The sequence below is a fragment of the Coleofasciculus sp. G3-WIS-01 genome (assembly GCF_040223135.1).
Lineage (GTDB): Bacteria > Cyanobacteriota > Cyanobacteriia > Cyanobacteriales > Coleofasciculaceae > Coleofasciculus.
The window spans coordinates 1-8,468 of sequence record NZ_JAVJZI010000063.1 but is presented as its reverse complement, the minus strand read 5'-3'; the positions used below and the strand labels follow the sequence as shown (position 1 = coordinate 8,468).

General features: G+C 49.8%; 5 protein-coding genes and 1 pseudogene. 3 read left to right on the top strand and 3 right to left on the bottom strand.

What is annotated here, in order from left to right:
• From RIM23_RS06395 to RIM23_RS06385, 3 genes are all read left to right on the top strand, one after another.
• The coding region (locus tag RIM23_RS06395) for a hypothetical protein (protein WP_446365465.1) at positions 1–219 on the top strand (219 nt) is incomplete at its 5' end.
• A 9-nt stretch (positions 220–228) separates the two neighbouring features.
• Positions 229–5,994 (top strand): translocation/assembly module TamB domain-containing protein, encoded by a 5,766-nt coding sequence (locus tag RIM23_RS06390; RefSeq protein ID WP_446365463.1) that lies wholly within the window; start codon positions 229–231, stop codon positions 5,992–5,994.
• Between the two features lie 73 nt (positions 5,995–6,067).
• On the top strand, positions 6,068–6,694 hold the full coding sequence (locus RIM23_RS06385) for a Uma2 family endonuclease (RefSeq protein ID WP_446365469.1): 627 nt from the start codon (positions 6,068–6,070) through the stop codon (positions 6,692–6,694).
• A gap of 312 nt (positions 6,695–7,006) precedes the next feature.
• On the opposite strand, the gene RIM23_RS06380 is transcribed toward RIM23_RS06385, so the two are convergent.
• From RIM23_RS06380 to RIM23_RS06370, 3 genes and pseudogenes are all read right to left on the bottom strand, one after another.
• Positions 7,007–7,207, bottom strand: coding sequence for a hypothetical protein (locus RIM23_RS06380; RefSeq protein ID WP_446365461.1), 201 nt, complete (start codon positions 7,205–7,207; stop codon positions 7,007–7,009).
• 435 nt (positions 7,208–7,642) lie between these two features.
• Positions 7,643–8,341: pseudogene (locus RIM23_RS06375) on the bottom strand (sensor histidine kinase KdpD); the annotation flags it as partial.
• A 1-nt stretch (position 8,342) separates the two neighbouring features.
• Positions 8,343–8,468, bottom strand: a 126-nt coding sequence (locus RIM23_RS06370; protein WP_446365467.1) for a transposase, incomplete at its 5' end; no start/stop codon positions are given.

Sequence of the window (8,468 nt, the reverse complement as noted above, 5' to 3'; positions counted from 1 at the left end):
CGAGTGACAGTGAGAGCCGGTCGGGTCTTTGACTTGACTACAGTTAAAGGAAAACTGCAAAGCATCAACTGGAAGTATTTCGAGCTAATCTGGAAAGCTGACGGTTACACTTATGTCCACAAAGGAAAGAAATGTCCATTGATGCAAGCGATTAGAGGAATAGCGATCGCACCCACAAAAGAAACGCAACCGCAAGAGAGCATCTATTGCCCGGTGTGAACAACGATCATGACAAATTCACCCCCTCCCAGCAACGAACCTGACTCCAATTCCAACCCACAACCTGAATCTCCACCCCCTAGACAATCGCGACGCCGACGTTGGTTAATTGGGATCAGTATCATCCTACTGGTGGGAATCGCTGGGGGTACGGCTGGGGCGTGGTATTTTATCCAACGGATGTTGGCACCCCTGGTGGCGAGAAACCTTACCCAACTCCTGCAACGTCCCGTGGAAATCGGAGACGTGGAACGCTTTTCCCTTAATAGTTTGCGGTTTGATAGCGCCGCCTTACCCCCTACGGATACCGAACCCGATCGCGCCTCGATTGAAGCGGTGGAAGTTCAGTATGATTTAATACCCCTTATACTCGACCGTCGGTTAGAATTAGAGGTTACCCTAATTGAACCCGATGTCTATATCGAACAAGCCGTCAATGGATCTTGGATGCCCTTGGAACTCAAAGAAGGAGACCCAGGTCCAATTAAAACAGAATTACAACAGTTAAGGGTGCGGAATGCCGAGGTGGTGCTTGTTCCCAGATCCCCCGCAGGCAAACCCCAATCCCCTGTCGCGATCGCGATTCCCCAGGGGAGTAGTCAATTCCTACAGGACAATGAAATTATTCGCTTCAATGTCCAAGGGACAATCGCCAGTGGCGGCACCTTTAACCTGCAAGGGGAACACCTCTTCCCCACTAGCACCACCCACATACAAGTTAATGGGGAAAATGTCAACGCTAGCACCCTAAATCGCCTGATTCCCCTACCCCTAGACGTGAGTGCCGGTAACGTTGGCGGGGACTTAGAACTCACAATTAAACCCGAACAACTCCAGTTTCTGGGAAATGCTACCCTCAACAACGTAACCGCCAAAGTCCCCCAACTCCCCCAACCCTTTATCAATACCAATGGGCGATTACGCTTCAAAGAGACAACCATTCGCTTAGAAGACGTAACCACAAAATTCGGGCAAATTCCCGCCACGGCTAATGGTAGCGTTGATCTAGAGACGGGATTTAATCTCACTGCCCAAACCCAAGCCGTACAGATCAAGCCCGTTTTGCAAACCTTTACGATCAAAGATACCCCCGTTCCCCTGTCCGGAGAAGTCAAAGCCGCGCTGCTAGTCACTGGACCTTTGACCCAACCTGTAGTTAAAGGAGAAGCCGTCACCACGAAACCAACTCAGATTGATCGCGTTACCTTCAGCACAATCCGTACCGATTTTACCCTAACCACACCCGCCCAACCCGAAGATCCGACCCGCCTCGCTATTCGCAACCTGCAAGCCCAACCCGTCATCGGTGGCAAAATTACGGGCGGGGGCATGATTGAACTGGGGGAAGAGGGGGGTTTACAACTTACCCTAGAAGCCAGTAATGTCCCCGTCACCCCATTGGCTAAAACCTACAACACCACCCTACCCATTCCAGTCGGTGATCTCTCCGGAACCGCCAAAATTTTTGGTCCGTTGGATAATCCTCAAAACATCCGCGCCACCGGAACCGCAACAGTCCAAGCCGCTGGGGGTACAGTAACCGCCACGAATCTACAAGTTCTGGATAATCGTCTCACCGCCTTAGTCCAAGCCCAAGGGGTGCAACTGTCCCAACTAGCTGATGTCCCGCCGCAATTTCAGGGGACAGTAGCGGGTCAGTTTACCCTATCCACCCCCTTGGACGAGTTTGCCCTATCCCAGATTCGCGCCCAGGGTAGCGGACGCCTGAATGTGGCGGGGGGAACGATTGGAGTGGAGAATATTCAACTGTCTCAAGGTCGCTGGCGGGCTAATGTTGATGCCAATGGGGTGCAGTTGGGAGATTTAGCCCCGCAAATTCCGGAAGCCCTGCAAGAACCAATCAACGCTACGTTTGCCCTTTCTGGTTCTCTGGCAGATCCTTCGGTTTCCGCAATTACTGGACTCGGTGAAGTGACGCTGACGGCGGCTGGGGGACAGATTAATTTAGAGGAGGTGACTCTAAAAAATGGTCGCTGGCAAGCCAGGATAGACGCGAATCAGATTCAGTTGGCACAGTTGGTGCCTCAATTACCCCCTCAACTCCAGTCTCCCTTCAGTGGTACGTTCTTGGTGTCTGGGTCAATGGAAGAGTTTTCACCATCGACGATTAATGTAGCTGGTGAGGGACAGCTAAATGTGGGTGGGGGAACTGTTCAGGTGTCGAATGTGGATGTAAATGCCGGTCGCTGGCAAGCTACGGTGGCGGCGAATCGTGTGCGACTGGCTAGGGTAGTGCCGGATTTACCGCCGCAATTGTCGGGAAATTTAACCGGAATCATGAATCTTTCTGGGAGTGTGGAGCAGGTGGCGCTGGAAACGATTCGGGGAGATGGGAATGCTTTAATTAGTCTGGCAGGGGGTGTTGTCCGGGCAAGGGATATTAATCTCGCCGCCGGACGCTGGCAGGCAGATGTACAGGCGGCGGGGCTGGATTTGGACAGGTTAGTGCCGGATTTACCGCCGCAATTGGCTGGGGCGTTTAGTGGGAATTTTGATCTATCGGGGTCTGTTGAGAAGGTGGCACTTGATCAGATTCGAGCCCAAGGTCAGGGTAGATTAGCCGTGGCGGGGGGTACGGTGAGGGCAACGGGGGTGCAGTTAAGGGATGGGACGCTACAAGCAAGGCTGGCGCCGGAAGGGATTGAATTGGCAAGGTTTGGGGAACAGTTATCGGGAACTGTCAGCGGAAATGTAGATGTATCAACCAGTCTGGAGACATTGACCCCGGAAGCGATCGCGCGATCGCTAACGGCTGCGGGTCAACTGCAATTTAGTCAAGGACTTGCTCTGATTGACCGTCCCTTAAGTACCACATTTCGCTGGACAGGTCAAGGGATAGACCTGCAACAGTTAACCGCTGAGGGACTGTCTGCCAGTGGTTTTATTGGCGTGAATCCCGCCCAGTTGGATCAGGGAATTGGGGCGATAGGAAATTTTAACCTGAATGTGGCGGCAAATAATTTGGATTTAGCCGAACTCTCGGCGTATTTACCCCCAGCCGCAGCGGATGTGGATGTGGCGGGATTGGCGGATTTTACGGGTACGATCGCGGGGAATCTGACCAATCCCCGTGTTCAGGGGAATGTAGAACTGGAGGATTTTGCTGTTAGTGGTTTGGCATTTGAAGAGGAACTCGCAGGTCCTGTGACGGTGATACCCGGAGAAGGCGTAGAACTCAATCTGCAAGGTGAGACGGATCAGATTGAATTAGCCCTGGGATCGGATTATCTGCCCGTATCCTTTAACATTCGTCGGGGGGACGCGATCGCTACCGGGACACGCCAGGGTGATGTGCTACGGGTGAATGCTGAAAGTATTCCTATTGCTTTAATTAAAGATATCGCCCCGGTTCCTGTCGCCCTGCAGACTCAACCCTTGGTGGGTGATATTTCCGGGGAACTGGCGATCAATTTGAATACCTTTGATGTGGCTTTAGACCAAGTAGAATTAGCAGGTCCAATTTTTGGCAGTCGTTTGCCAGGGGAAGCGGCACCAGGGGAAAATCTGTATAGCCTATCGGGTCGAATTACCCAAACGCCCCTGGGTCCCCAGTTTCAAGGGACTCTGACTATTGAACAGGGACAACTGGAAACTCTGGTGGGGGGCCTACAGTTAATCGACCTAACCACAACACCACCCACCACCCCCACCGCACCCTTGGATATCGCCCAAGTGGGAATGCCTCAAGCCAAACTGCAAACCCAACTGCGCCGACTTGCAGAAATTGAAACCCTGCGGCGACAGCAGCAACAGGCGGAGGAAGAAGCGGAGATTCTGCCTGATTTAGACGAGTTAGATGGCACATTTAGTGGTGAGGTACGAATTAGTGGCTCGTTGGCATCGGGAATTAATGCCAAATTTGACCTCCAGGGACAAGACTGGGAATGGGGTGATTATCAGGTTAACCAGGCAACGATTCAAGGCAGTTTCCAAGAGGGAGTGCTGACTCTGCTGCCGATAACCTTACAATCGGGAGATAGTTTTGCCACATTTTCTGGGACTATCGGTGGAGAGACGCAATCGGGTCAGTTACGCCTAGAAAATTTCCCCATCGCCCTAATCCGAGACGTGGTGGATTTACCGCCTGCGATCGGTCCTATTAGTGGGAGTCTGGACGCTACAGCAACTCTTTCGGGGAGTTTAGCGAATCCCCAAGCCAGAGGAGCAGTGACGGTAACCGATGCGACGCTGAATCAAGAAGCGATTGAAACCTTGCAGGGGAGTTTCAGTTACAGTGATGCCCGGTTGCGGTTCTTAGCCGAAAGTATACCCACAGACGAGGGTGAACCTCAATTGGTGGTTCAGGGGAGTATTCCTTACCAGTTACCCTTAAGAGAAGCCGTCGCCCCAGAGAGTGAGGAACTCCGCCTGAGTGTGAATGTGGAAGACGAGGGGCTAGCTTTATTGAATATCCTCACCCGCCAGCAAGTTGTCTGGAGAGGGGGAACCGGCAGCGTTAATTTGGATATTCAAGGCAACTTTAACCAAGAACAAGGGCGTCCCACAGGAGTGAGGGCGGCGGGAGTTGCCATCGTGGAAGGGGCAACAATCGCCTCGCAAGCCCTACCCGAACCCCTGACTGATGTGACGGGGGAAATTGAGTTCAACTTTGACCGGGTTGATGTGAATGGCTTGACGGCGAACTATGGTGGCGGTCAAATTACCGCAGCAGGAACCCTACCCATCTCTGAACCTATCCCTCAGCCAAATCCACTCACGGTAAATATTGGGGAACTGGCAATTAACCTGAAAGCCCTATATCGAGGTCAAATCCAACAAAGTCAGGTGGTGCTAACTGGGACAGCGTTGAATCCCACGATTGGTGGTGAAATTAACTTAGTTGATGGTACTGTACCACTACCTGAGCAAGATGGCGGTGCGGTAACTGGTGTAGGAACTGGGGGTGACACGGAGGAGGGTATTGTTTTCGAGTTTAATGACTTAAAAATTACCCTAGTGGAAGATATTCAGATTAGAAAGGCGCCAATTTTGAATTTCCTTGCCCAAGGGACTCTAACACTGAATGGAACATTAGAAGATTTGAGACCCGATGGTGTGATTCGGTTAACCCGGGGTCAGGTGAATTTATTTACGACTCAATTCCGGTTGGCGCGGGGGTATGAACAGACGGCTGAATTTATTCCCAGTCAAGGACTTAATCCCTTTTTAGATGTACGGTTAGTTGCATCAGTGGCGGAAGCCACCCAACGGCGACTCCCCACTACCGCCCAGACGGCGGAAATTGCGGATGTGCCGGAGTTTGAGTTGGGTACGGTGCAAACGGTTCGGGTTGTCGCCCAGGTGGAAGGATTGGCATCTCGACTGGAGGATCAGTTGGAATTGACGAGTACACCGGCACGCAGCGAAGCCGAAATTGTGGCGCTGTTGGGTGGGGGTTTTGTGGATACTTTAGGGCGAGGGGATAGTACGTTGGGGTTGGCAAATTTGGCGGGTTCAGCGGTGTTGGGACCGGTGGGGAATTTTATTGCGGATGCGTTACCTTTGAGTGAGTTTCGTCTATTTCCGACGATTATTCCCGATGATGAACAGCGGAGTTCTAGTTTAGGGTTTGCGGCTGAGGCGGGGATTGATATCACGCAAAGTTTCTCGGTTTCGGTGTTGAAGGAGTTAACCACTGGGGAACCGTTCCAGTACAATCTGCGTTATCGAGTGAATGATGATGTGCTGTTGCGGGGGGGGACTGATTTTTCGGAAGATAGTTGGGCGATTATTGAATATCGGCGGCGATTTTAGCTGTTTTGAGTTTTGAACGGGAGTTTAGATTACGATGGCAGTACTTGCCTTAATAGAACCTGGGTTAGACGGGATGATTCAATCACCACTGAAACTAATATCCGTTGATGAATTCATCACTCGCTATGGCGACGACAATCGCTATGAACTTATTGATGGGGAATTAATCGAAATGGAACCCACTGGACCCCATGAACAAGTTGCCAGCTATGTTGGGCGCAAGCTGAACGTCGAGATTGATCGTCAAGATACCCCTTATTTTATTCCCCATCGCTGTCTGATCAAACTCTTAGGAACAGATACTGCATTTCGCCCCGATGTCATTGTCTTAGATCAAACCCGATTAATCCATGAACCATTGTGGCAACAAGAACCTGTCATCACTCTGGGAAGCACCATCAAGCTAGTCGCGGAAGTTGTTAGCACTAATTGGCAAAACGACTATGCTCGAAAACTTGAAGACTATGCAATTTTAGAAATTCCTGAGTATTGGATTGTAGACTACCTGGGAATTGGCGGTAGAGAGTATATCGGCAAACCCAAACAGCCAACCCTGACAATTTGTACCCTAGTCGAAGACGAGTATCAAAAGCAATTATTTCGCAGTGACGATTTGCTCGTCTCCTCCATCTTCCCTGAGTTACAACTCACCGCCCAACAAATCTTCAACAGCAGCACATCAGGGAATGTGAATGCCTAAATCCGCTCTAAGGTTCCTTTGCCTGTCGCGTCAGAAGTGCTATTCTTCTAAGCCTTTGAACGTTTTTACCTGCACCTACCAACAGAACTGAAGTGACTTTCTCTCTACAGTTCTCTATACAGGCGCACACCTTTTCCCACTCTACAAGTATACCAGAAAAAAGGCGCGATCGCATCTCGTAGGATCATATCAGTTCTGCACAAAATTCTTGTAGGTTGGGTAGAGCGTAAGCGTTACCCAACAGCCTAATGATGGCGACAAAGGTGACATGCTCTCATGCCCACCCTAGGATTCTATTTCACTTTGGTTTGATTAGGCGACTGCCTCGTATGACTGGGATTTAGCCTCAACTTGTCGGAGAATCTCCATGGCTTCTGGTAGAGTCTCACAAGTATAATTCGCTTTAAACTGAAAGGGTCGAACGCGAGAGTCACTCAGCACAGCCGGTTCCCAGATACACAGTTTGATCGGCTTGTTGGGATTGTTCGTGGCACTAATGGAGTATTGAACCATGGCAGTGCTTTGTTCTACAAAAGGTCGATAGTATCGCAGTACAAACTCAGGAGACTTTTTCTCTCCATACTAAAATTATGAGCGAAAACGAGACTTGAATGTTCCCTCTGGCTGAGGATTTGCCACGAAAAACAGCAAGGATGAAGGCAAATCTGGATTTTATCATCCTTCTAATTTAACCACAACCACTATCAATACTGCTCGGATAAGCCTTGAGTAGAAGGGTAGTAGGTTGGGCCCTTGGTAACGAAACCCAACGTTTTACTAGGTTTGTTGGGTAACGCTTGCGCTCTAGCCAACAAACAATTTTTCTTAACCGAGCAGTATTGCAACCACTATTGTCTGGCTTGATCCCACAGGACTTACCTCTGACAGTAAGGGACTGCTGAATAAGTGCAAGCGGTGGGGGTAGGGAACTCCAATTAGTCTAGGAGTCGCTAACCGTGCCCCCCGTCGCAGCAGTTGAGCTGAATTAGGATAGGTTGACACACAAACTAACACCCGTTCGTGAACGCTGTAAAATTTGCCTGTTAGGGTAGACTTTTCAGCGACGGCTTCTAGGTTGTCAGCCACTTCCCGCAGTGCCAATTCTCGCAAGGCGAGTAAGTTTCGGCGTTGGAAGAAATTCTGTAGAGATTGTTCTATTTTTTCAGGGGCGTAAATTTTCCCTTCGATTAATCGTTCTTCTAAGGTTTCTGGCGTGACATCAACGATAACCACTTCGTCAGCTTCATCCAAGAGGCGATCGGGTATTCGTTCTCGCACGACAACCCCGGTAATTTTGGCAACTAAATCATTGAGACTTTCTAAATGTTGGATATTAACGGTAGAAAAAACATCAATCCCGGCATCTAAAATAACTTCAACATCTTGATAACGTTTTTCCCTAGGCAAACCCTTTATATTCGTATGGGCGAGTTCATCAACTAACACCAGTTGCGGTTGACGCGCCAGAATTGCATTGGTGTCCATTTCTGTGAGCGTTGTGTTTCCTCGACATATAGATAAACGGGGAACCATTTCTAGTCCCTCAGCGGCTTCTGCTGTCTCTTGGCGTCCGTGAGTTTCTAATAACCCAATAACGACATCAATTCCTTCTTCTCTAAGTTGGTGTGCTTCTTGGGGTCTTCCGTACTTAGTGTGCTAAACTGTTAGGATAATGCCACAAAAGCAAAGCGCGTATAGTAAAATTTTTAAAGTTCCTGAAGCCAAATCCACACCGTTTTAATAGTTTCAGTTTATTGTTAACTCCTTCAACGAC

Excerpts from the sequence above, each read along its gene's own strand:
- RIM23_RS06390 (WP_446365463.1), top strand. The coding sequence starts at position 229 with ATGACAAATTCACCCCCTCCCAGCAACGAACCTGACTCCAATTCCAAC.
- RIM23_RS06385 (WP_446365469.1), top strand. The coding sequence starts at position 6,068 with ATGATTCAATCACCACTGAAACTAATATCCGTTGATGAATTCATCACT.
- RIM23_RS06380 (WP_446365461.1), bottom strand. The coding sequence starts at position 7,207 with ATGGTTCAATACTCCATTAGTGCCACGAACAATCCCAACAAGCCGATC.